25 protein-coding genes are annotated in these 22,800 nt (G+C 67.7%); 17 read left to right on the top strand and 8 right to left on the bottom strand.

The window, feature by feature from the left end; genetic code table 11:
• Positions 1–3: 3 nt before the first annotated feature.
• The 4 genes from L540_RS13070 to L540_RS13085 form a co-directional block, all read right to left on the bottom strand.
• Complete coding sequence (locus L540_RS13070; RefSeq protein ID WP_060831951.1) at positions 4–651, bottom strand: amino acid ABC transporter permease; 648 nt, start codon at positions 649–651, stop codon at positions 4–6.
• Positions 648–1,355, bottom strand: a complete 708-nt coding sequence (locus L540_RS13075) for an amino acid ABC transporter permease (protein ID WP_048026402.1) — start codon at positions 1,353–1,355, stop codon at positions 648–650. The genes L540_RS13070 and L540_RS13075 overlap by 4 nt, the downstream gene beginning before the upstream one ends.
• A 13-nt stretch (positions 1,356–1,368) precedes the next feature.
• A complete protein-coding gene (locus L540_RS13080) occupies positions 1,369–2,202 on the bottom strand; it encodes a transporter substrate-binding domain-containing protein (RefSeq protein WP_043211845.1) in 834 nt (277 codons plus the stop codon).
• A gap of 217 nt (positions 2,203–2,419) precedes the next feature.
• Positions 2,420–3,145: a GntR family transcriptional regulator gene (locus L540_RS13085; protein WP_043211847.1), complete on the bottom strand. Its 726-nt coding sequence runs from the start codon at positions 3,143–3,145 to the stop codon at positions 2,420–2,422.
• A 174-nt stretch (positions 3,146–3,319) separates the two neighbouring features.
• On the opposite strand from L540_RS13085, the gene L540_RS13090 reads away from it, so the two are divergent.
• From L540_RS13090 to L540_RS13115, 6 genes are read left to right on the top strand one after another with little or no spacing between them, the layout of a single operon-like run.
• Positions 3,320–4,612 (top strand): ABC transporter substrate-binding protein, encoded by a 1,293-nt coding sequence (locus tag L540_RS13090; protein ID WP_043211849.1) that lies wholly within the window; start codon positions 3,320–3,322, stop codon positions 4,610–4,612.
• Between the two features lie 37 nt (positions 4,613–4,649).
• Positions 4,650–5,498 carry a carbohydrate ABC transporter permease gene (locus L540_RS13095; protein WP_048026404.1) on the top strand — a complete coding sequence of 283 codons (849 nt, stop codon included), beginning with the start codon at positions 4,650–4,652 and terminating at the stop codon, positions 5,496–5,498.
• Positions 5,499–5,502: 4 nt separating this feature from the next.
• Positions 5,503–6,333: a carbohydrate ABC transporter permease gene (locus L540_RS13100; protein WP_048026406.1), complete on the top strand. Its 831-nt coding sequence runs from the start codon at positions 5,503–5,505 to the stop codon at positions 6,331–6,333.
• 4 nt (positions 6,334–6,337) lie between these two features.
• Positions 6,338–7,282 (top strand): aldo/keto reductase, encoded by a 945-nt coding sequence (locus L540_RS13105; RefSeq protein WP_048026407.1) that lies wholly within the window; start codon positions 6,338–6,340, stop codon positions 7,280–7,282.
• A gap of 20 nt (positions 7,283–7,302) precedes the next feature.
• Positions 7,303–8,022 carry a ribonuclease activity regulator RraA gene (locus L540_RS13110; RefSeq protein ID WP_043211850.1) on the top strand — a complete coding sequence of 240 codons (720 nt, stop codon included), beginning with the start codon at positions 7,303–7,305 and terminating at the stop codon, positions 8,020–8,022.
• Between the two features lie 17 nt (positions 8,023–8,039).
• Positions 8,040–9,110 carry an ABC transporter ATP-binding protein gene (locus L540_RS13115; RefSeq protein ID WP_043211852.1) on the top strand — a complete coding sequence of 357 codons (1,071 nt, stop codon included), beginning with the start codon at positions 8,040–8,042 and terminating at the stop codon, positions 9,108–9,110.
• A 31-nt stretch (positions 9,111–9,141) separates the two neighbouring features.
• Here L540_RS13115 and L540_RS13120 read toward each other — a convergent pair whose 3' ends face one another.
• The 3 genes from L540_RS13120 to L540_RS13130 form a co-directional block, all read right to left on the bottom strand.
• Positions 9,142–10,062, bottom strand: coding sequence for a ketopantoate reductase family protein (locus L540_RS13120; RefSeq protein WP_043211854.1), 921 nt, complete (start codon positions 10,060–10,062; stop codon positions 9,142–9,144).
• A gap of 14 nt (positions 10,063–10,076) precedes the next feature.
• Positions 10,077–11,249 (bottom strand): enolase C-terminal domain-like protein, encoded by a 1,173-nt coding sequence (locus tag L540_RS13125; protein WP_043211857.1) that lies wholly within the window; start codon positions 11,247–11,249, stop codon positions 10,077–10,079.
• Positions 11,250–11,320: 71 nt separating this feature from the next.
• On the bottom strand, positions 11,321–12,310 hold the full coding sequence (locus tag L540_RS13130) for a Bug family tripartite tricarboxylate transporter substrate binding protein (protein ID WP_043211859.1): 990 nt from the start codon (positions 12,308–12,310) through the stop codon (positions 11,321–11,323).
• Between the two features lie 151 nt (positions 12,311–12,461).
• Here L540_RS13130 and L540_RS13135 point away from each other — a divergent pair, with 151 nt between their 5' ends.
• The 5 genes from L540_RS13135 (at position 12,462) to ykgO (ending at position 16,449) form a co-directional block, all read left to right on the top strand.
• Positions 12,462–13,877 (top strand): 3-isopropylmalate dehydratase large subunit, encoded by a 1,416-nt coding sequence (locus L540_RS13135; protein ID WP_043211862.1) that lies wholly within the window; start codon positions 12,462–12,464, stop codon positions 13,875–13,877.
• 1 nt (position 13,878) lies between these two features.
• Positions 13,879–14,487, top strand: coding sequence for a 3-isopropylmalate dehydratase small subunit (leuD, locus tag L540_RS13140; protein WP_043211868.1), 609 nt, complete (start codon positions 13,879–13,881; stop codon positions 14,485–14,487).
• Positions 14,475–15,503 (top strand): LacI family DNA-binding transcriptional regulator, encoded by a 1,029-nt coding sequence (locus L540_RS13145; protein WP_043211870.1) that lies wholly within the window; start codon positions 14,475–14,477, stop codon positions 15,501–15,503. The genes leuD and L540_RS13145 overlap by 13 nt, the downstream gene beginning before the upstream one ends.
• A 51-nt stretch (positions 15,504–15,554) precedes the next feature.
• Positions 15,555–16,178, top strand: coding sequence for a glutathione S-transferase family protein (locus tag L540_RS13150; protein ID WP_043211969.1), 624 nt, complete (start codon positions 15,555–15,557; stop codon positions 16,176–16,178).
• Positions 16,179–16,305: 127 nt separating this feature from the next.
• Positions 16,306–16,449 carry a type B 50S ribosomal protein L36 gene (ykgO, locus tag L540_RS13155; protein WP_043211873.1) on the top strand — a complete coding sequence of 48 codons (144 nt, stop codon included), beginning with the start codon at positions 16,306–16,308 and terminating at the stop codon, positions 16,447–16,449.
• 8 nt (positions 16,450–16,457) lie between these two features.
• Here the strand turns inward: ykgO and L540_RS13160 are convergent, their stop codons facing one another.
• Positions 16,458–17,396: a LysR substrate-binding domain-containing protein gene (locus L540_RS13160; RefSeq protein WP_043211877.1), complete on the bottom strand. Its 939-nt coding sequence runs from the start codon at positions 17,394–17,396 to the stop codon at positions 16,458–16,460.
• 141 nt (positions 17,397–17,537) lie between these two features.
• Here L540_RS13160 and gtdA point away from each other — a divergent pair, with 141 nt between their 5' ends.
• From gtdA to L540_RS13190, 6 genes are all read left to right on the top strand, one after another.
• On the top strand, positions 17,538–18,593 hold the full coding sequence (gene gtdA, locus L540_RS13165) for a gentisate 1,2-dioxygenase (protein WP_043211880.1): 1,056 nt from the start codon (positions 17,538–17,540) through the stop codon (positions 18,591–18,593).
• Positions 18,594–18,652: 59 nt separating this feature from the next.
• The gene (locus L540_RS13170; RefSeq protein WP_043211881.1) at positions 18,653–19,354 is read left to right on the top strand and encodes a fumarylacetoacetate hydrolase family protein; all 702 of its coding nucleotides are present in this window, start codon (positions 18,653–18,655) and stop codon (positions 19,352–19,354) included.
• Entirely contained in the window at positions 19,351–19,992 is a 642-nt protein-coding gene (gene maiA, locus L540_RS13175; protein WP_043211883.1) for a maleylacetoacetate isomerase, read from the top strand. The genes L540_RS13170 and maiA overlap by 4 nt, the downstream gene beginning before the upstream one ends.
• A gap of 84 nt (positions 19,993–20,076) precedes the next feature.
• Complete coding sequence (locus L540_RS13180; RefSeq protein WP_043211885.1) at positions 20,077–21,297, top strand: 3-hydroxybenzoate 6-monooxygenase; 1,221 nt, start codon at positions 20,077–20,079, stop codon at positions 21,295–21,297.
• Positions 21,298–21,354: 57 nt separating this feature from the next.
• Positions 21,355–22,341 carry a Bug family tripartite tricarboxylate transporter substrate binding protein gene (locus tag L540_RS13185; RefSeq protein WP_043211887.1) on the top strand — a complete coding sequence of 329 codons (987 nt, stop codon included), beginning with the start codon at positions 21,355–21,357 and terminating at the stop codon, positions 22,339–22,341.
• 33 nt (positions 22,342–22,374) lie between these two features.
• The gene (locus L540_RS13190; RefSeq protein ID WP_043211890.1) at positions 22,375–22,779 is read left to right on the top strand and encodes a ribosomal maturation YjgA family protein; all 405 of its coding nucleotides are present in this window, start codon (positions 22,375–22,377) and stop codon (positions 22,777–22,779) included.
• Positions 22,780–22,800: the final 21 nt, after the last annotated feature.

Here is a 22,800-nt window from a genome sequence, read left to right on the forward strand (position 1 = left end):
TCCTCAACTAGCCAGGCGGCGCTTGAGCGCGGCGCCCAGGCGCTGGATCAGCAGCGCCAGGAGCAGATAGCTCAGCGCCAACAGGAAATACGGTTCGATGTAGACGAACTGTTCGGACACCACCTTGCCCGCCGTCATGGTCAACTCGGGATAGGTGATTACCGAGGCCAGCGCCGACTCCTTCATCAGCAGGATGGTCTGGTTCAGGACCAGCGGCACGCTGGCGCGCAGGGCCTGCGGCGCCTGGATGCGCAGGAAAACCTGCCGGCGGCTCAGGCCCATGCAGCGCGCCGCCTCGATCTGGCCCTTGGGCACCGCCTGCCAGCAGGCGCGGAAAATCTCGGCGAAATAGGCGCCGCCATACACCGACAGCGTCACGGCCGCCGCGGTAAAGGGATCCATCGTGATGCCCGCGGCCGGCAGGCCGAAATAGACGATGAACAGATGGATCAGGAAAGGCACGCCGCGCCAGACCGCCGTATAGATCCAGTACAGCCCGCGCAGCGCCGGCTGCCCCGTCTCGCGCAATACGTGGGCGGCAAAGCCCAGCGCCAGGCCGCCGGCCAGGCCCACGGCCACCAGGGCCAGGGTGCGCAGCGCGGCCAGGCCGAATACGGGCAGCAGCTCGCCCAGCATCGTGATATCCATCATGTCTTGTTGATCGCCATGCGGTTCATCACCGCGGCGCTGGCGCGCCGCCCCTGTCCCAGCCGCCTGCCCAGCCAGGAACCCAATACGAAAATGGCGCCGGTCATGAGCAGGTAGAGCGCGCCCACCGATAGATAGACCTCCAGCGGCCGGAAGTTGGCCGACGCGATCTGGCGCCCGGCGCGGGCCAGTTCGGCCACGGCGATCACCGACACGATGGACGAGTTCTTGACCACATCGATGGCTTCCGACACCACGGCGGGCCATACCGCCCTGGCCACCTGGGGCAGCTGCACGTAGCGGAACACCTGTTGCCGGCTCAGGCCGAAGACGGCCCCCGCCTCGACCTGGCCGGGCGGCACGGCGGCCAGCCCGGCGCGCAGGATCTCCGATTGGAAGGCGCCCGAGTTCATGCTCATGACCAGGATGGCCACCAGCAAGGGCGGCAGGTCCAGCCCGAAGGCGCTGGGCAGGTAGAACAGCATCAGCAGCTGCACCAGCAAGGGCGTGCCCCGAAAAAAGCCGACATAGCCGGCCACCACGCGCCGCAAGGGTCCGCGGCCGCGCAGCGACAGGCCCAGCAAGGCGGCGCCGAGCACGAAGCCCAGCACGATGGCCGAGGCCGACACCACCAGCGTCATGCCCGCGCCCTGAAGCAGCGCCGGCAGATAGGCCTGCCACCGTTCAAGCAAAGAAGCGGCATTCATCGCGCGGCGCGGCTCAGAGTTCGGGAGCCGGCACGGCGTCGGTGGGGATGTCCATCGTGAAGCCGAACCACTTGGTCTGCAGCGCCTGCAACTGTCCGGACTTGGCGGCCTGGGCGATGCCGTCGGAGAAGAACTTCACCAGCGTCGCGCTGTCGGCGTCCTTGCGGCCGACCCAGCCGAAATAGGTCTTGGGGCCGATGGGCGTGGGCAGCACGGCATAGACGTCCGAACGTGTTTTCACCAGCGAGGCCAGGTTGGCCAGCGACTGCGCCACCGCCGACAGGCGCCCGGCGGCCAGGTCGGCATAGGCCTCGTCGAAGCTGACGTACTCGCGGATGGTGACCGGCGGCTTGCCCTCGGCCTGCAGCTTCTTGGCGTAGTCCTGCAGGGCCTTCAATTGCGCGGAGCCGGCCTGCGAACCCACGACCTTGCCGGCGATGCCGGCCGGATCGTTGAGCGCGGCGTCGTCCTTGCGCTTGACCAGCGCCGTCGTGGCGTCGGCGATGGGCACGGTGAAGGCGAACTTGCTCACGCGGTCCTTGGTGAGCGTCACCGAGGTGACGATGAAGTCAAAACGCTTGGTGGCCAGGCCCGGCAGAATGCCCTGGAAAGGCACGTCGAGCTGCTTGACCTTGACCTCCGGCATGCCGGCCAGGATCAGCTTCATCAAGTCCGGGCCGTAGCCCACGATCTTGCCATCCTGTATGGACTCGAAGGGCGCGAACTGCGCCTCCGTGCCGATCACGATCTCTTTCTTCTGCTTGATGGTGTCCAGCAGGTCGGCGCTCTGGGCGGCGCCGGCCGCGAACAAAGACAGCAGTCCCGCAAATACTTGGCGTAGCAGCATGGCAATTCCCCTGTGTCGGATTCCTGGCCCGGGCGGCGGCCCGGCCTGGCAAGTCACTGGCATCGGATGCAAGTGACTTGCATGACTAGCAAGCAAGTTGCATGCCAGTTTTGCGACAGAGGGGAAAAGAGCGGAACGCGGCCCGGGCGGCCGACCGGCGCACCGGGCTTGTGCGCAATGCATGGCGGACCGGCACCATCACAGGGCGCCGGCGCGCTTACTCGAAGTAGTCGGGATACCGCGCGGCCAGGCCGTCGACAAAACTCTCGATCAGGCGGATGTGGTTGCGCAGCGACGCCACCAGCGCTTCGGTATCGCCCTCCACCAGCGCGGCCACGATGATCTCGTGCTGGTCCAGCGCCTTGGTATTGCTCTGCAAGGCCGGGATGGCCATGCGGCGCACTCGTTCCATATGGGTGCGCGCCTGGCGCACCGGCTCCCAGGCGCCGGGATGGCCGGAGAGGTCGATGATGGCCTTGTGCAGGTCTTCGTCGCGGTCCAGGCCGCCTTCGACGTCGTTGCGGCCGATGGCCTCGCGCTGGCGCCGCACGATGTCCAGCACCGCCCGCCGGTCGGCCTCGGGGGCCTGGACGGCCAGGCGCGCCGCGCCGCATTCGATGGTTTCGCGGATGAATAAAGCGTCGGCCAGCACCTGGCGGCTCATCTTGCGCACGGTCGTGCCCACCTGGGGCGCCACGGTCAGCAGGCCCTCGGCGGCCAGGCGGCGGAAAGTCTCGCGCACCGGCGTGCGGCTGACGTGCAGCATCTCGCCTATCTCCACTTCCGACATGGCGGTGCCCGGCGGCAGGATGCCGCGCACGATGGCCGCGCGCACCGCGTCGTAGACCTGGGTGCTGGCCGTGCCCCGGGTGGCGATGGCCAGGGGCCCGAGCGACGACGCCAGGCCGGGCGTGCTGGCGAGATGATTAGCGGTGCGTGCCATAGATCCTGGTTGGACGGGTGAGCCGAGCGCCAAAGGTAGCATCAAAACAAAGACCGGCGCGGACGCCGCGCCCGTGCAGGAAATCGTTGACGCCCGAGAGGAAGATGCTTAGACTTCGCATTGAAGTATCCTAGTATACCAATTAATGATAAGCGATAACTTCCGGAGACAAACATGCGCAAGCTCATTGTTGCGGCGTCCCTGCTGGGCGCCGGTTTCACGCCGCTGGCCGGCGCGCAAGGCACGGTGACCCTCACCTATGGCGACTGGCAGCTCGCCCAGGAAGTCTGGGGCAAATCCCTCAACCAGGTGATCGACCAGTTCGAGAAAGAACATCCCGATATCAAGGTCAAGCGCGAGCCGGTGCCGCTGGGCCAGCGCGACGTCAAGTACAGCACCGCCATCCGGGCCGGCGCCGGCCCGGACGTCTTCGCGCTGGACGCCAATCCGGTGCGCCAGTACATCGCCGAGGGCTGGGTCCGCGACTTGACGCCCCAGGTGCAGCAGGCCGGCGGCGCCCAGTTTCTGTCCGACTTCTACCCCATCGCGCTGGAGCCGGTCACGGTCGACAAAAAGACCTATGGCATCCCCATGAACACCGTGGCCATGGTGCTGGTCTACAACAAGACGCTGTTCAAGGAGGCCGGCATCGACGGCCCGCCCAAGACCTGGACGGCCTTTCGCGAGGACGCGCGCAAGCTCACCCGCTCGTCGACCGGCGGCCAGACCATAGACCGCTGGGGGTTCGGCTTCGTGCTCGCGCCGGCCGGTTTCGACCTGCGCTTCTCGGCCATGCTGCGCGGCTTCGGCGGCGACTTCGTCACGCCCGATGGCAAACACTCCGCCCTGAACACCCCGCAGAGCAAGGCCGCCTTCAATCTGCTGCTGGACATGGTCGAAAAGGACAAGTCCATTCCGCCCGGCGTGACCCAGGTCGACGCCAATGGCGCGCGGCGCCTGCTGGCCAACCAGACCACGGCGATGAAGATCGGCACGACCTGGAGCCTGCCCGAGGTCAGCGCCATGAATCCCAAGCTCGACGGCTGGCGCACCCTGGGCCTGGCGCCCATTCCTCAGCCCGAGGGCAGCACCGAGAAGATCCGCACCACCCTCTTCCAGAAGTCCCTCTTCGTCAACAAGAACAGCAAGCATCCCGAGCAGGCCTGGCTGCTGGCCAAATACCTGACGGACGCGGCCGCCATGAAGACCTGGTACGACTTCAACAACATGCTGTCGTCGCGCCGCAGCGTCAACGAGGGCTACGACAAGATCAGCGGCAGCGAGTCGGCCAAGATCGTGTCGGCCGAGATCGAGCACGGCGCCTTCCTGCCCCAGACGCCCAAGTGGCCGCAGATCCAGGAGGCCTTCCGCCAGAACCTGCAGGCGGCGGTGGCCGGGTCCAAGACGCGCGACCAAGCGCTCGAAGACGCGCACAAACAGGCCGAGGCCTTGCTGCAACAGCCCTGAACCGGCGGGCTTCGGCCCGCCTTCAACGAGAGTATCAATGGAAAAGAGGCAATGGGCCGGGTATGCCTTCGTGGCGCCCGGCGTGATCCTGCTCATCCTGATCCTGGGATTTCCGGCCGTCATGGCGGTCCTGCAGAGCCTGAGCATCGGCGAGGCGGCGGGGCCCAGCCTGGCCGGCTATGCCCGGCTGGTCCAGGACGCGGAGTTCCGGGCATCCCTGCTGAACACGGTCATCTTCGTCGTCTGTGTCGTCGGGCTGCATTTCCTGCTCGGCCTGGGCGTGGCCCTGCTGCTCAATCAGCAGTTCCGCGGCCGCTGGCTGTTCCGGGTGATCGCCATCCTGCCCTGGACCATGCCCGATGTGATCGGCGGGCTGATTTTCCGCTTTATCTTCGATACGCTGTCCGGCGGCGTGAACCTGGTCATCCAGCTGGCGGGCGGCACGCCGGTGGATTGGCTGGGCCATCCGCAATGGTCGCTGATGACCGTCATCCTGGCCGAAGCCTGGCGCGGCTATCCCTATGTGATGCTGATCCTCCTGGCCGGCCTGCAAGCCATCCCGCGCGATCAATACGAGGCCGCCGAGATCGACGGCGTCGGCAAGTGGAAGGTCTTCGCGCACATCACCTTGCCCAATCTGCGCCCCATGATCGCCATCGCGCTCATCCTGGACGCCATCTGGGAATGCCGGCTCTTCGGCATGATCTACGGCATGACGGGCGGCGGACCGGGCTATGCCACCCAGAACCTGACCCTGCTGGTCTACAAGAACTACTTCCAGTTCTTCGACAGCGCCTACGCCTCGTCGATCGCCGTTGTGCTGGCCGCCCTATTGCTGGTGCTGGCGGTCCCCTATGTGCGCACGACCCTGAAGGAACAAAGGTAATCCGATGCGATCCCGTTTCACTGCCTGGATATGGACCTACGCCGCGCTGTTCGCGATGGCCGCTTATAACCTGCTGCCCTATTTCTGGATGGTGTCCTCGTCGCTGAAGACCGACCAGGAAGTCACGGCCGTGCCGCCCACCCTTTTCCCGCACGAACTGACCACGGCCGCCTACAGCCGTATCTGGGAGCAGGAAGGCTTTGTGCGCTACTTCTTGAACAGCGTGCAGGTCTCGGCGGCCACCGCCCTGCTGTCGGCCGCGGCCGGCCTGTTCTGCGCCTATGGCTTCTCGCGCTTTCGTTTCCGCGGCCGCGAGCTGCTGATGATTCTCTTCCTGGCCAGCCAGGTCATTCCCGGGGTGCTGCTGGTCGGCCCTTACTTCAAGCTGGTGACGCTGGCCGGGCTTTATGACACCCATCTGGCGCTCATCCTGGCGCAGACCACCCTCACTCTGCCGTTTTCGGTCTGGATGCTCAAGGGCTATATCGACACGGTGCCCACCGAAATCGACCAGGCGGCCGAGATGGACGGCGCCTCCAAACTGCAATGCCTGCGCTATTGCATTCTGCCCAATATCTTGCCGGGCCTGGTCGCCACCATGATCTTCGCCTTTCTGCTGGCCTGGGGCGATCTGCTATGGGCCCTGTGCCTGATCAACGATCCGGCCAGGCAGACCATGACCCTGGGCATCACCAACCTGGTCGGCCAGTTCCGCGTGCTGTGGTCGGACGTCATGGCGGCCACTGTCATCGGCTGCGCCATCCCGGCGTTCGCCTATGTCTTCCTCCAGCGCTATCTGGTCCAGAGTTCTGCCGGTTCGGCAGTCAAGGGGTAATGACGTGCATGTTATCGATCTGCCCAATGGCGGCAGCCTCAGCGAACTGATCCTGGGCGGCCACGAATACCTGCCCGATGGCCGTTCGCGCGCCTTCAACGAAGACATGGCCCGCGCCGTGACGCCGGGCGTGGTGTTTCCCGGCTTTGGCGGCCCCGGCCGCCTGGCGGTGCTGCGCCGCGCGCTCGACGCCGGGGTGCGCGCCTTTGACGTGACCATAGACTCCGAAAAAGAGGCCCTGGGCCGCAACCTGCGCCAACTGGGCGCGCGGGACGCAACCGTGCAGACGCGCCCGGAGGGCATGCTCTATGGCTACGATCCCGCCAACCGCAAGCTGGTCACCCCAGGGCTGTTGCGCGCCGAAGTGCGGCGCATCATCGACATGATGCAAGTGCCCCGCATCGACATCCTCAATATCGGCATCCTGCGCGACGCCCTGGACGCCGATGCCGATTACCTGTCCAGGCTGGCGGACATCCTGGGCGGCCTCAAGCAGGAAGGCCTTATCGCTCACGCCGCGGCCGACAGTTTTTCGGGCGCGCGCTGCTATCTCGCCATGATCGCCTGCGGCGCCTTCGACAGCATCAATATCAATTTCAACCTGGCCGACGACCACGCCCTGGACGAGGTGATCCCGGCCGCGCGGGCGCGCGGCATGCGGGTGGTGGCCCGCGAGATCTACCTCAAGGGCGAGCTGTTTCGCATCGCCCGCGACCTTGGCCTGCCCGCCGCCGGCGCCGCGCGCGCCGCCTACAAATGGGTGTTGAGCCTGACCGGCATCGACGCCTGCATCCTCGGCGCGCAGGACGAAGCCCAGCTGCAGGCCAGCCTCGACGCCCTGGCCTCGCGCCGGCTGGACAGCGACGACCTCAATACCCTGGACCGCCTGTTCGCGGCCCCCGCCTTGCGGACGCTGCGCGAGACCAATCGCGCGCGATTCATCCTCTGACCCCACGAGCCCACGACATCATGAGCACCCCCGTTTCCGAAGCGCTTCGCCAGCAACTGTCCCAAGTCAGCATCGCCACGCTGTCCACGGCGCTGTTCAAGCGCGGTTTACGCAATACGGTGATCCAGGGCGTCCTGCCCGTGAATCCGGACGCCCCCCGCATGGTCGGCGCGGCCACCACGCTGCGCTACATCCCTTCGCGCGAGGATCTCGACCACGTGGGCGTGTTCGCCGACCCGGAGAACGCCCAGCGCAAGGTCGTCGAACGCATGCCGGCCGGCAATGTGCTGGTCATCGACAGCCGCGAGGACGCCGGCGCGGCCTCGGCCGGCAGCATCCTCATCAATCGCCTGATGGTGCGCGGAGTGCGCGGCATCGTGACCGATGGCGGTTTTCGCGACACGCCGGAACTCAAGGCGATGGATTATCCGGTCTATTGCGCCCGGCCGTCGGCGCCCACCAACCTGACCCGGCATCATGCTGCCGACATCGATCTGCCCATCGGCTGCGGCGGCGTCCCCGTCTATCCGGGCGATGTGATCGTCGGCGACGCCGAAGGCGTGATCGTGATCCCCGCCCATCTGGCGCAGGAGATCGCCGATGAAGCCAGCGAGATGACGGTATTCGAGGACTATGTGACCGAGCGCGTGCGCGAAGGCGCCAGCACCTTCGGCCTCTACCCGCCCTCGGAAGCCGCCAAGGCCGTTTTCGAGGCCTGGCAGCGCGACAACCATCGCTGAAAACGGAACGAGACATCATGGCATCCGTCGCACTCGACAATATTGAGAAACGCTACGGCGATACCCACACCATCAAGGGCGTGAGCATCGATATCGCCGATGGCGAATTCGTCGTGCTGGTCGGCCCCTCGGGCTGCGGAAAATCCACCCTGCTGAGAATGATCGCCGGCCTCGAAGACATCTCGGGCGGCGAGCTGCGCATCGACGGCGCGCGCGTCAACGACCTGCCCGCCAAGTCGCGCGATATCGCCATGGTCTTCCAGAACTATGCGCTCTATCCGCATATGACGGTGTTCGACAACATGGCTTTTTCCATGAAAATGCGCGGCGTGGACAAGGCCAGCATCGCCAGCCGCGTGCAGGCCTCGGCCGAGATACTGGGCCTGCAGCCCTATCTGAAGCGTTATCCCAAGCAGCTGTCCGGCGGCCAGCGCCAGCGGGTGGCCATGGGCCGCGCCCTGGTGCGCGACCCCAAGGTGTTTCTCTTTGACGAACCGCTGTCCAACCTGGACGCCAAGCTGCGCGTGCAGATGCGCGCCGAGATCAAGAGTCTGCACCAGCGCCTGAAATGCACCACGGTCTATGTCACCCACGACCAGATCGAGGCCATGACCATGGCCGACAAGATCGTGGTCCTGCAGGATGGCGTGGTCGAGCAGGTCGGCGCGCCCCTGGCCCTCTATGACGAGCCGGCCAATCTCTTCGTGGCGACCTTCCTGGGGTCGCCGACGATGAATCTGGTGCACGGCGCCGTGCGCGAGGCCGAAGGCGGCTTGCACCTGGCCACGCCCAAGGGCGCGCGCCTGCCCCTGCCCGAAGCCGCGCGCGCCCATCTGGGCCGCGACTGCGTCTATGGCATGCGCCCCGAGCATCTGGCGCCGGCCGAGGACGGCGTCGCGGTGGGCGTGTCCGTGGTCGAGCCCACCGGCGCGGAAGTCCATGTGGGCGTCGAGCTGCATGGCCAGCCCATCACCTGGGTCTCGCGCGAGCGGGTGGCGCACAAGCCGGGCGACGCCGTGCGCCTGGCGCCGCGCGCCGACCGCGTGCACCTGTTCGACGCCGCCTCCGGCCAGCGCCTGGCGCTATGACGCCCCGCTAGGCCGGGCCGCCGCCCCGGGGCTAGCCGCCAAAACCGCGCTCGCGCTGCCTGACCAGCCGCGTGAGCGTCTGGTTCACGGGCGCGGTCATGCCGCATTTGGCGGCCTGCACCGGGATGGCGCCATTGATATAGCCGATCTCGCTGACGCGCCCGCGTTCATGGTCCAGCATGACCGAGGGCTTGGCGTCGCGGATGCGGTTGCCGAAGGCCAGCACATGCGCCACCGGGTCGGCGACCGCGATCGGCACGCCCAAGGCGCGCGCCACGGTCCAGGCTTCGGTGGCCGCGGCCTGGCTCACCAGGCTGACATCGGGATCGTCCATGACGCCGCCTATGGTCAGGCCGCTCAAGGTGCACGGCGCGCTGTAGGCGACGTTGCAGATGAGTTTCTCCCATTGCATGGCCGCCAGGTCGCTCACCGCCTCGGCCGTGAAGCCCGCCGCGCGCCAGATGTCGGCGATCCGCTCCACCTGCTCGGGGCGCATGCCGGCATAGGCGCCCATGCGCACCGCCGACATACCGTTATGGTGCACATGTCCGGGCGCGGGCAAGGAGGCGCCGAAAGCCGCGGCGATCCCCACGGCCAGGCGGTCCGCGCCGATGGCGCCGGCCACGTCGTCGGCGCTGCCCAGGCCGTTCTGCAGGGTCAGCACAAGCGTATCGGGCCCGGTCATGGCGCGCGCCTGGGCGGCCGCCTCCGCGGCCTGGGCCGCCTTGACGGCGATGATGATGAGGTCGACCGGCTCCTCGGGAGGCCGGGTATAGGCCCGCAGGCGCACCGTGCGGTCGCCGCTGGCGCCCTCCACGCGCAGGCCGCGTTCGGCCATGACGGCGATATGCTCGGCCCAGCGGGCGATGGCGATGACGTCGTGGCCGGCCGAGGCCAACAGACCGGCGTAGACCGAGCCCATCGCCCCGCAGCCCATGATGGCGATTTTCATATGACGCTCCTTCTTCAGCGCGCGGCCAGCGCGGCGATGGGCCCGGCCAGCTCCGGCTTTTGCTCCAGGCCGAAGCCCGGCGCATCGGTGGGCCGGACGCGGCCGCCGCCCAGCGCGCATTGGGGCGAATAGCCGCCGAAGGGCTGGAAGACGCCCGGATAGGCCTCGCAGCCGCCCAGGCCCAGGCCCACGGCGATATGCAGATTGATCAGGTGTCCACCATGCGGATGCAGCTGCCGCCGGTCAAAGCCGGCCGCCTCCACCGCCGCCAGCATCTTCAGGTATTCGGTCAGGCCATAGGACAGGCCGGCGTCCATCTGCAGGATATCGCGTCCGGGCCGCATGCCGCCAAAACGCAGCAGATTGTTGACGTCGGGCAGCGAGAACAGGTTTTCGCCCGTGGCGATGGCGCCGCCATAGGCCTGGGCCACCCGATGGTTGAGCGCGTAGTCCAGCGGATCGCCGATTTCTTCGTACCAGCGCAAGGCATAGGGTTCCATGGCCCGCGCATAGGCCAGCGCGGCGGCCTCGTCGAAACGCCCGTTGGCGTCGACCGCCAGGTTGGCGCCCTCGCCGGCCACGGTCAGCGCCGCCTCGATGCGCGACAGGTCCTCGGCCAGGGGCGCGCCGCCTATCTTCATCTTGAACTTGCCGAATCCCTGGTCACGGTAGGCCTGGAACTCCTGCCGCAGGCGCTGCCGCGCATCGCCGCTGTCGTAGTAATAGCCGCCGGCGGCATAAACCGGCGCGCTGGCCTCGTCCACCGCGCGGCCCGCGTGGCGCGCGATGGTCAGATAGGCGGGCTCGTCGCGCAGCTTGGCGTTCAGGTCCCACAAGGCCAGCTCCAGCGCGGCCACCGCCGCCGCCCGGTCGCCATGGCCGCCGGGTTTTTCATTGCGCATCATGATGGCGCTGGCGCGCGCCGGATCGAAGGCGCCGCCGCTGTCGTCCAGCAGCGCTTGGGGCGCGGCGGCCAGCAGGCGCGGGATGAAGCGCTCGCGCAAGAGGCCGGGCTGGGCATAGCGGCCGATGGAATCAAAGGCATAGCCCACCAGCGGCCTGCCCTGGCGGCGCACATCGCATTCGATCGCCACCAGGGAGACCGTGTGCTCGGCGAAGTTGACCAGCGAATTGGAGAGATTGCCTTGAAGAGGGACGGAAATTTCCCGGATGGCGGTGATGCGCATGGGGTGAGGCTCGAGAAAGTTGAGGTGAGGAATCGGGGCGGCCCGCGCAGGGCGGCCCGCGGAGGGCGGTGTCATTGCACGGAGATGCCGGCCGCCTGGATGATCTGCGCCCAGCGCGCGGTGTCGTCATGAATCAGCCTGGCGAAATCCTGGCGGCTGTCCACCACGGGCCAGGCGCCCAGCTCGATCATGCGCGCCTTCATGGTCTCGCCTCCCAGGGCCTGGCCGAGCGCGGCGTGCAGCTTGTCCAGCACCGGCACGGGGGTGCCGGCCGGCGCGAGCAGGCCATACCAGCTCGGGGAGTCGAAATCCTTCACACCGCCCTCGGCGATGGTCGGGATGGCGGGCGCGCCCGGGAAACGCTGCCCCGAGGTCACGGCGATGGCCTTGAGCTTGCCGTTCTTCAGGAAGGGATCGGCCACGGCCAGTCCGGTGACCAGCAGCGGGATCTGCCCCGAGACGATGTCGGCGATGGCCTGAGCGCCGCTCTTGTAGGGGATATGGGTCATCTTCATGCCGGTGGCGCGGGCAAGCCGTTCGCCGACCAGATGGCCCATGCTGCCCGCCCCCGCGCTGCCGAAGTCCAGCGTGCCGCCCTCCTTGCGGTCCAGCGCCACCAGCTCGGGCAGCGTATCGGCCTTGAGCCGAGGGTTGGCCACCAGCACCAGGGGCACGTTGGCGATGCGTGAAATGGGCGCGAAGTCGCTCTGCGGCTTGAAGGGCAGCTGCTTGTACAGCGAGGGATTGATGACCAGCGTGGCGTCGGCCGCGAAGAGCAGCGTATAGCCGTCGGGCGCGGCCTTGGCCACCGCATCGCTGCCAATATTGCCGTTGGCGCCGGGACGGTTTTCCACCACCACGGTCTGCCCCAGCGCCGCGCCCAGGGCCTGGCCCAGCATCCGGCCCAGGATATCGGTCGTGCCGCCCGCGCCGAAAGGCACGATCAGCCGGATGGGCCGTTCAGGGTAGCCAGAGGCCTGCGCCGGCGCGCCGCCCAGCGCCAGGCCCATCGCCGCCACCATGGCCAGCGCGCGATTGCGGACTTGCTTGATGCCTGTCATCGATGTCTCCCTGCTGCTGTTGTCGTTGTGTCTAATGCACACGTTTGCATTAAGTGGACTATAATCCTTGCCATGACGATGAATAACTACTCGTTTACCCGAGTAAAAACATAAACGTCATTTTTCATACGTGTGCACTAAAGAGGGAGACATGACGCCATCCATCCCCAAGCGGCCGCGGACCTTGTTCGACAAGTTCTGGGCCAGCCACCACGTCGCCGACCTGGAGGACGGTCGCAGCCTGGTGCACATCGACCGTCATCTCCTGCACGACCTGTCCAGCCCGCAGGCCTTCGACGCCCTGCGCGCCGCCGGCCGCCGCGTGCAAAGCCCGGGGCGCAACATCGCCATCGCCGACCATATCGTCTCCACCGCCCCCGGCCGCCAGGCCGAGCGCGTGCCCGGCGGCGACGCCATGCTGGACGCCCTGGCCGCCAACGCGGCCGAGTTCGGCCTGCGGCATTACGGCCAGGACCATCCGGACCAGGGCATTGTCCATGTGCTGGCGCCCGAGCTGGGCCTGGTGCTGCCCGGCATGACGGTGGCCTGCGGCGACAGCCACACTTCGACGCTCGGCGCCCTGGGCGCCTGGGCCTGGGGCATAGGCACCTCAGAGGCCGAACATGTGCTGGCCACCCAGACCCTGGCCATGCGCCGCCCGGCCGCCATGCGCCTGACGCTGACCGGCGCCCTGCCCCCGGCCCTGAGCGCCAAGGACATGGCCCTGCATGTGCTGCGCCGCATCGGCGTGCGCGGCGCGCCCGTGGGCTTTCTCGAACTGGCGGGTCCGGCGGTCGCCGCCTTGCCCATGGAGGGGCGCCTGACCGTCTGCAATATGGCCATCGAAGCCGGGGCGCGGGCGGCGGTCATCGCGCCCGACGCCGTCACGCTGCGTTACCTGCGCCAGCACGCGCCCGACGTCTGCGCCGATCCGCGCGCCATGGCGGATTTCCAGCGCTGGCGCGGCGATGCCCAGGCGCGCTACGAGACCGAGCTGGCGCTGGAGCTGTCCCTGCGCGAGCCGCAGCTGAGCTGGGGCACCGATCCCTCCCAGGTCGCCGGCGTGGGCGAGGCATTGCCCGACCCGAACCAGGCCGCTGACGAGGCCGGCCGCGCCGCGCTCTTGCGCGCCTACCGCTATATGGATCTCGCGCCGGGCCGGCCGCTGGCGGGCACCCCGGTGCAATGGGTCTTCATCGGCTCCTGCACCAATGGCCGGCTGTCGGATCTGCGCGCGGCCGCGGACATCGCGCAAGGCAGACGGGTGGCCGCCGGCGTGCGCGCGCTGGTGGTGCCCGGCTCGCGGCGCGTCAAGCGCGCCGCCGAAGCGCTGGGGCTGGACCGCATCTTCATCGAGGCGGGTTTTGAATGGCGCGAGCCGGGCTGCTCGATGTGCGTGGGCATGAACGCCGATCACGTTCCGGCCGGCCAGCGCTGCGTGACCACATCCAACCGCAACTTCGAGGGCCGCCAGGGCCCGGGCGCGCGCAGCCACCTGGCCAGCCCCGCCAGCGCGGCCGCCGCGGCCCTTGCCGGCCACATCGTCGACCACAGGGAATTGGTCTAACATGAAGCCCTTCCTCAGCGCCCACGGCAGCATGCTCCCCTTGAACCAGGACAACATCGACACCGATGCCATCGTGCCCCAGCGCTGGCTGGTGACCGTTGCGCGCGGCGGCCTGGCCGACGGTTTCATGGGCGCCTGGCGCTACGACGGGCAAGGCCGTCCGCGCCCCGATTGCGTGCTCAATCAAGCAGGCTACCAAGGCGCGGCCATCGTCGTGGCGCGCAAGAACTACGGCTGCGGCTCCTCGCGCGAGCACGCGGTCTGGGCCCATCAGGGATACGGCATCCAGGCCATCGTGGCCGAGAGCTATGGGCCCATCTTTCACGACAACTGCCTGAAAAACGGGCTGCTGCCCGTGACCCTGCCGGCCGCCGCCATCGAGGCGCTGACACGCCAGGCGCTGGCGCTGCCCGGCGCCGGCTGCACCGTGGACCTGGCCGCCCAGCGCGTCACCGGCCCCGACGGACAGGCGTATGGCTTTGACCTCGACCCCGGCCAGCGGCGCCTGCTGCTCGACGGCATCGACGACATCGACCTCGCCTGGCGCCGCGCCGCGGCCATCGAACGCTTTCAAACCGAGCAACAAGCACAAAGACCATGGCTGGCATAGTCGCCCGCACCAACGTCACCATCAAGGACATCGCCACCGCCCTGGGCATGTCGCACACGACCGTCTCGCGCGCCCTGGCCGACCATCCCAAGATCAGCGCGGCGACCAAGGCCAGCGTGCGCGAGGCCGCGCGCGGGATGGGCTACGTGCCCAACGGCACGGCGCAGAACATGCGCACCGCGCACAGCCCGGTCATCGGCCTGATCGTGCCTGACATCCAGAACGACTTCTACGCGGCCACGGCCAAGATCGTGGCCGACGCCGCCGTGGCGCGCGGCTTTCAGCTGGCGCTGAGCATCACCGAAGACAATCCGGAGCGCGAGCTCAATGACCTGCGCGCCTTCGTCGTCTCGCGCGCGGCCGGCGTCATCATCACGCCCACCGTCTCGCCCAAGGCCGAAACCGTGGCGCTGCTCAAGAACATCCACGCCATCCAGCTCATACGCCAGCACGCGGCCATGGAAGCCGAGGCCGTGGTCATCGACGAGCGGGCGGCCACGCGCGCGGCCGCCGAACACCTCATCAATTACGGCCATCGCCGCATCGCCTATGTGGGCACCACGACCGACCTGAGCTGCGGCGAGGATCGTCTCGAAGGTTTTCAGGGCGCCATGCGCGACGCCGGCCTGGACGCCAGCCTGACGGCCGTGGGGCCGCCCCGGGTCGAATTCGCCCATCGGGCCGTGCATGGCATGATGGGCGGGGCCAAGCCGCCCAGCGCCCTGATCGTGGGCAGCTCGCGCCTGACCGTGGGCGCGCTCAAGGCGCTGCGCGGCCTGGGCCTGGCCTGCCCCCGCGATGTGTCCGTGGTCGGCTATGGCGATCCGGACTGGTTCGAGCTGATAGGCGAAGGCCTGACCACGGTCGCCCCGCCCGTCTATCCGATGGGCGCTTACACCATCAACCTGCTCCTGGCGCGCATCCACGGCGAATCCGAACCGGCCGGCCATGCCTGGCCTTCGCGCTTTCCGGCCACGCTCACCATACGCGGTTCGACCCGGCCCTACGCGCCTTGAATGCCTGGCGGGCGGATAATACGGTTCCCACTCCACCACTCGAGGATGACGATGTCTCGCTGGACTTTCTACACCGCCCCCGGCACCTGCGCGCTGGCCACCCATATCGCCCTGCATGAAGCCGGCGCGGAGTTCGACCTGGTCAAGCTGGACATGTCGGCCAACCAACAGCAAAGCCCGGCCTATCTGAGCGTCAATCCCAAAGGCCGCGTGCCGGCCCTGGCCACCGAGCGCGGCGTGCTGACCGAGACCCCCGCCCTGCTGGCCTTTGTCGCCCAAAGTTTCCCGGCCGCGCGCCTGGCGCCCCTGGACGACCCCTTTGCCTTCGCGCGCATGCAGGAGCTGGCGAGCTACCTGGCCTCGACCGCCCACGTCGCGCATGCGCACAAGCGCCGCGGCGCGCGCTGGGCCGATGACGCGGCCGCGCAGGAAGCCATGCGCGCCAAGGTGCCGCAGACCATGACGGCTTGCGCGGCCTATCTGGAATCGCAGATCGCCGGCCCCTGGGTGGCTGGCGAGGCCTATAGCGCCGTCGACGGCTATCTCTTCACCATCGGCAGCTGGCTGGAAGGCGACGGCGTGGACATGAGCCAATTCCCCAAGCTGTCCGACTACCTGGCCCGCATGGCCGCCCGCCCGGCCGTGCAGCGCGCCCTGGCCGAGGCCCAGGCCTGAAGACCCAAGCCAGCCCGTCGGGCTGGTTTTTTCCATCCATACGATGTTATGTTATAACGTTTTCTTTTCTAAAACCCGCCGCCCATGAGCCCGTCCTGTCGAATCTCTCCACGCTAAAGGAAGCCTCATGAAAGTCCTCGCCTCCCTCAAGGACGCCAAGGCGCGCCACCGCGATTGCCAGGTGGTGCGCCGCCGCGGGCGCATCTATGTGATCTGCAAATCCCAGCCGCGCTTCAAGGCGCGCCAGGGCGGCGCGCGCAAGCGCGGCTGAGGGCGGATTCAGGCCGGCGCGACGCCATCCCGGTCGGCGCCGGCCACCACTTCGCGCAGGCAGTCCATGGCCAGGCGCAAGGCCTGCGACATGAAGGCGTCGCGCGACCAATACATGGCGACGGCGCCAAAGCCCGACAGGCGCACGGGCAGGATGCGGATCACATTGAGCTGGGCCAGCCGCAGGGCCGCGCGGTGCGAGGCCACGCCTATCATGTCGCTGTTGTTGAGCAGGGTGAGGTTGGCCGTGACCGAGTTGGTCTCCAGCGTGTCGCGCGGCAGGGCCTGGCCCGCCTCGGCCAGGGCATTGTCCAGGGCGTTGCGCACGGGCGTGCCCTTGGGCCAGAGGATCCAGCGATAGGCCTGCATTTCCGCCCAGCGCGGCTGCTTGATCTGCAGCAGCGGATGGCGCGGCCGCACCACGAGATGGATGGTGTCCACGAAGAGCGACTCCATCTCCAGCACGGGATCGCGGAACTCCGGATCGGCGCGGCCCAGCACCAGGTCCAGATCGCCTTGGGCCAGCTGTTCGGTCAGGCGGTCCGTCGTGCCTTCGACCAGGCTGACGCGGGCCAGCGGCATGCGGTCCAGGATGCGCATGATGGCCAGCGGCGCCGTATCGGAGGCGGCCACGCCGCTGGCGCCGATGACCACGCGGCCGCTGCCGCCTTCGCGCAGCGCCTCCATGTCGCTGCTGGCGCGGTCGAGCTGCGAATCCAGCCGCTTGGCATGGGCGATCAGCACTTCGCCATAAGGCGTGGGGACCAGGCCGCGGGCGTGGCGCTCGAACAGCGGCAGGCCGATGTCTTCCTCGAGATCCTTGAGCCATTTGGACAGGCCCGGCTGGGTGGTGTTGAGGATGACGGCGGAGTGGCTGAGGTTGTGAGTCTGCGCCAGGCTCAGCAACATCCTGACGTGCCGCAGGCGCAGCCGGTGGGTCCAGTCCATGTCTCGCTCCAGATATACTTTATTTTGTATGACCGATAAGAAAATATCATTTTTTTCGACATACCTGAAGCACCATAATGCGCTCCATATCGGGCGTCAGCCGCCCAGGACAAGCCGGAAGACCGGCGCAAGGAGACAGATATGGCCGATGGACAATCTTCCGCCCAGGCTCGCGCGGACTACTACGCCCGCATCGCCGCCAAGCATCTCAGCCCGCTGTGGGAGTCGCTGCACAGCCTGGTTCCGCCCAAGCCGGCGCCGCGCTGCATCCCCTTTCTCTGGAAATACGACGATCTGCGCGCCGATGTGCTGACCTCGGGCGAGCTCATCAGCGCCGAGGAAGCCGTGCGCCGCGTGCTCATCCTGGAGAACCCCGGCCTGCCCGGCCAGGCCAGCATCACGCAGACGCTGTATGCCGGCCTGCAGCTCATCCTGCCGGGCGAGGTCGCGCCCAGCCATCGCCATACGCAATCGGCGCTGCGCTTCATCGTCGAAGGCAGCGGCGCCTACACGGCCGTCAATGGCGAGCGCACCACCATGCACCCGGGCGACTTCATCATCACGCCTTCGTGGACCTGGCATGACCATGGCAATGCCGAGACGGTCGATGGCGGCGAGCCCGTGGTCTGGCTCGACGGCCTGGACATTCCGCTGATCCGCGCCCTGGACGCCGGCTTCGCCGAAAACTATCCGTCCGCCACCCAGCCGGTCACGCGCGCCGAAGGCGACAGCGCGGCCCGCTATGGCTACAACATGCTGCCGGTGCGCCACGACGCCCCCCGGGTCGGCGCCTCGCCCATCTTCAACTATCCCTACGTCCGCAGCCGCGAGGCGCTGGACCAGCTCTATCGCCATGGCGAGCTCGATGCCTGGGACGGCGTGAAGCTGCGCTATGTCAATCCGGCCACCGGCGGCCACGCCATTCCGACGATGGCCACCTTTATGCAATTCCTGCCGGCGGGCTTCCAGGGCCGCACCTATCGCAGCACGGACTCGACCATCTATAGCGTGGTCGAAGGCCGCGGCACCGCGCGCATCGGCGACCAGGACTTCGCCTTCGGGCCGCGCGATGTCTTCGTGGTGCCTTCGTGGATGCCGGTGCAGCTGGCCGCGCTCAATGACGCGGTGCTCTTTAGCTACTCGGACCGTCCGGTGCAGGCCGCGCTCGGCCTGTGGCGCGAGTCCCGCGAAGGCTGAATCCCCGGGGCGCCGGCCGGCGCCCTGCTTTCTTCTTTGTTTTCCGCAAGGGTTTTCTCATGGCTTATGTATTCGCCCCGCCGGCCGTGGTCGGCATTCCCGTGGTCGGCAGCGCCGAACAATTTCCCGTGCGCCGCGTCTATTGCGTGGGCCGCAACTACGCCGCGCACGCCCGCGAAATGGGTTTCGATCCGGACCGCGAGCCGCCCTTTTTCTTCTGCAAGCCGACCGACGCCGTCGTGCCCGTGGCGCAGAACGAAACGCTGTCGCTGCCCTACCCGTCCGAGACCGCCAATTACCACTACGAGATCGAGTTGGTGGCCGCCATCGGCAAGGCCGGCGCCAACATCCCGGTCGAGACCGCGCTGGACCATGTCTGGGGCTATGCGGTGGGCCTGGACATGACACGCCGCGACCTGCAGATGAAGATGCGCGAGGCCGGCCGTCCCTGGGAGCTGGGCAAGGCCTTTGACCAGAGCGCGCCCATCGGCCCGCTCTACCCGGCCGCGCAGGCCGGCGACATCCACCATGCCGGCCTTTGGCTGAACGTCGATGGCCAGGCCAAGCAGCAAAGCAATGTGGACAAGCTCATCTGGTCGGTGGCCGAGACCATCGCCTATCTGTCGCGCTACTTCCGCCTTGAGGCGGGCGACCTGATCTTCACCGGCACGCCCGAAGGCGTGGGCCCGGTCGTGGCCGGCCAGCTGATGGAAGGCGGCGTCGATGGCCTGGGCACGCTCAAGGTCAAGGTGACGCCGTGACCCAGCTGTACAACTTCTTCAATAGTTCGACCTCTTATCGCGTGCGCATCGCGCTGGCGCTCAAGGGACTGCCCTACGAGTACCTGCCCATCAACCTGCGCAAGCAGGAGCAGCGCGAGGCCGGCTATGTGACGCTCAACCCCTCGGCCGGCGTGCCGCTGCTGGTCGAGGGCGAACTCCGGCTGTCGCAGTCGCTGGCCATCATCGACTATCTGGACGCCACGCATCCCGAGCCGCGCCTGCTGCCGGCCGACGCGCTGGCGCGCGCCCGCGTGCTGGAAGTGTCGCAGGCCATCGCCTGCGACATCCATCCCGTCAACAATATGCGCATCCTGCGTTATCTGCAGGATGTGCTGGGCGCGACCGAGGCGCAGAAGAACGCCTGGTACGCCCACTGGATACAAGAGGGGCTGACCGCGGTCGAGGCATTGCTCGCCCGCCACGGCCACGGCGAGTACTGCTTTGGCGACGCGCCCACGCTGGCCGACTGCTGCCTGGTGCCGCAGGTGGCCAATGCCCAACGCATGAACTGCGACCTGGCGCCCTATGCGCGCGTGTTGCGGGTGTACGAACACTGCTCGGCGCAGCCTGCCTTCCAGGCCGCCGCGCCCTCGCGCCAGCCGGATTTTTCCAAGTAAGCAGCACCCCGGGGCCGCCAGGCGCAGGCCGGCCCCGGACAAGGACAGCACGACTCCGCCGGCGGCGGGGTCTGGAGACGAGACATGAAAACAGCATCGGCGGGCAAATCCGCCCGGCAAACGGCCATCGTGGTGGGAGGCGGCATCGGCGGCCTGGCCGCCGCCCTGGCCCTCACCCGCCAAGGCATCCAGGTTCAATTGCTGGAGCAGGCCTCGCACATCGGCGAGATCGGCGCCGGCATCCAGCTCGGGCCCAACGCCTTCGCGGCCCTGGACGCCCTGGGCGTCGGGGAGATGGCGCGCCAGAAGGCCGTGTTCACCGATCACATCATCATGATGGACGCGGTGGACAACACCGAGGTCGTGCGCATCGAGACCGGCCAGGCCTTCCGCGAACGCTTCAACGGCCCCTATGCCGTGATCCACCGCGCCGATATCCATGGAGCCATCCTCGAAGGCGTCAGGCACGACCCCCTGATCACCTTTCGCACCTCCACCCAGATCCAGTCCTTCGAGCAGGGCGACGGCTATGCCCAGGTCCGCGACACGGAAGGCAATGTCTATCGCGCCGACATGGTCATCGGTTGTGACGGGGTAAAGTCCGTGGTCCGCCAAAGCCTGATCGGCGATCCGGCCCGCGTGACCGGCCACGTCGTCTACCGCGCGGTGGTCGAGCGCGACAACATGCCCGAAGACCTGCGCATCAACGCGCCGGTGCTGTGGGCCGGCCCGCGCTGCCACCTGGTGCACTATCCGCTGCGCGGCGGCGAGCAGTACAACCTGGTGGTCACCTTCCACAGCCGCGAGCAGGAAGAATGGGGCGTGCGCGACGGCAGCAAGGAGGAAGTGCTGTCGTATTTCGAGGGCATCCACGCGCGGCCCCACCAATTGCTGGACCGCCCCACCTCCTGGCGCCGCTGGGCCACCGCCGACCGCGAGCCCGTCGAGCAATGGAGCTTCGGCCGCGCCACCGTGCTGGGCGACGCCGCCCATCCCATGTCGCAGTACATGGCCCAGGGCGCCTGCATGGCGCTGGAAGATGCCGTCACGCTGGGCCTGTCGGTGCAGCAATGCGAAGGCGATCTGCCCGCCGCGCTCCAGCTCTATCAGTCCCTGCGCATCCCGCGCAGCGCGCGCGTGGTGTGGTCCACCCGCGAAATGGGCCGCATCTACCACGCCAAGGGCGTGGAGCGCGCGGTGCGCAATGCGCTGTGGCAGGGCTGCCCCCAATCGCGCTTTTATGACGGCCTGCAATGGCTATACGGCTGGAAGGCCGAGAACTGCATGCAAGGCCCCCGCTTCTGACGTTTTTCCCGCCGTTTCGCTTTCCCCAGCCATAACAACAGCTCCAGGAGACAAACCATGAAACGCCGCCGTCAACTCTTGTCCGCCGCCCTGGCCGCCGGCTGCTTGCTGGCCAGCCCCTGGGCCCGGGCCCAGGCCCCGGCCTATCCCAGCCACACCGTCACGCTGTACACCGCCTTCTCGGTGGGCAGCGGCCCGGACGTGGTGCTGCGCATCCTGAGCCAGGAGCTGGGCAAGCTCTGGAAACAGCCCGTGGTGGTGGAAAACCGCCCCGGCGGCGGCGGCTTCATCGCCATGGAGGCGGTGGCCAAGCTGCCAGCCGACGGCTATGCCCTGCTGCAGCTCGACAGCGAACATGTCTCGGCCCTGCCCCATCTGTACAAGACGCGCAACTACGTGCCGCTGCAGAAGTTCGACCTGGTGGCGCCGCTGTTCTACACCCCGTTCATGGTGTCCGTCAGCCAGAAATCGCCGTGGAAGAACATGAGCGACCTGATCGAGGCGGCCAAGACCCGCAAGGACAGCCTGACCTATGGCTCCTGGTTCGTGGGCAGCCCCGGCCACCTGGGCGGTGAATGGCTGGCCTCGCTCACGGGCACCAAGATGATCCATGTGCCTTATAAGGAAGTCAGCCAGCTCTACACCGCGGTGGCCAACGGCGACGTGGACTGGGCATTTGGCACCATCCCTTCCACCCGCCCGGTCTATGACAGCGGCAAGCTGCGCTACCTGGCCATCGCCGCGCCCAAACGCCACCCCCAGTTCCCCGATGTGCCCACCGTGGCCGAGGCCGGCGGCCCGCCTCAGCTGGACGTCAACTCCATCGTGTCGCTGCTCGCGCCCAAGGGGCTGCCGCCGGAGGTGCGCGACAAAATCCATGCCGACGTGAGCCGCGTGCTGTCCATGCCCGAGGTGCGCAAGCGGTTGGACACCTTCGCCTTCGAGCCCCTGACCTGGCCCCTGCCCGAGCTGCGCCAGCGCCTGGACCAGAAGTCGCAGACCTACAAGTCTTTGATCGAAGCGGCCAATATCCGCCTGGACTGACGCCTTCGGGCCGCGCGGGTTACGATCACGCGCATGACGATAGGCTTCAACCCCCGCGCCCTGGCCGCCGCCGTGCTGCTGGGCATCGCGCTCGCCGTGCTGGCCACGGCGGGCGCGGGCTGGGGCTGGGCGCGCAGCTTCCTGGGCGACACCCTGGCCGTGGTCTGGGTGTACTACCTGTTCAAGATCTTCCTGCGCGCCCATGTGCTGGCGCTGGCCGGACTGGCCTTCGGCATGGGCGTATTCATCGAGATGGGCCAGTACGCGGCCGCCTACCTCGGCTGGCGCCTGCCCAACCCCCTGCTGCGCATTGTGCTGGGCAGCACCGCCGACGGGTGGGACATCCTGGCCTATGCCCTGGGCTGGGTGGCGGTTGTCGCCATCGAACTGCCGCGCCCGCGCAGGCAGGCGGATGGGCAGACAAGCGGTTGGGTGTGAGGGATACGGCGGGCGCCCCGC

Origin of the sequence: Bordetella pseudohinzii (genome assembly GCF_000657795.2) — a bacterium.
Lineage (GTDB): Bacteria > Pseudomonadota > Gammaproteobacteria > Burkholderiales > Burkholderiaceae_B > Bordetella > Bordetella pseudohinzii.